Origin of the sequence: Fulvivirga aurantia (assembly GCF_009711475.1) — a bacterium.
Classification (GTDB): domain Bacteria; phylum Bacteroidota; class Bacteroidia; order Cytophagales; family Cyclobacteriaceae; genus Fulvivirga; species Fulvivirga aurantia.
Window position 1 is genome coordinate 1 of the sequence record NZ_SMMD01000076.1, and the last position, 386, is coordinate 386.

At 42.2% G+C, this 386-nt stretch carries 1 protein-coding gene; it reads right to left on the reverse strand.

Going from position 1 to position 386, the window contains the following annotated elements:
• A partial coding sequence (locus E1176_RS20035) for a hypothetical protein (RefSeq protein WP_222933029.1) occupies positions 1-386 on the reverse strand: 386 nt, incomplete at both ends.

Here is a 386-nt window from a genome sequence, read left to right on the forward strand (position 1 = left end):
TCTGGATCTTCATTTACTGTGAGTGTGGCTGATGTACTTGTATCGGAATTGCCTAAACAGGCCGGGGTTGAATTAGTAACTACAACATCATAAGTGTTTCCATCTAATCCACTGCTGATACCTGTTAATGTTAAAGTAGATGTCGTTGTTCCACTATAAATACCACCATCTGAAAGGTTACCACCATTCTCACGCCATTGATAGGTCAAGCCATCACCATTCGCTGTGACATTGAAGGTTACGTTTTCTCCCTCACATTCAGACACATCTACCGGGTTGACCGTAACATTGGCTATTTCATCAACTGTTAACAATCCACTACTGCTGATTACTGAAGGTGAACAGTCTCCGCCAACGATTACTCTGTAAAGATTACCATCATCGGC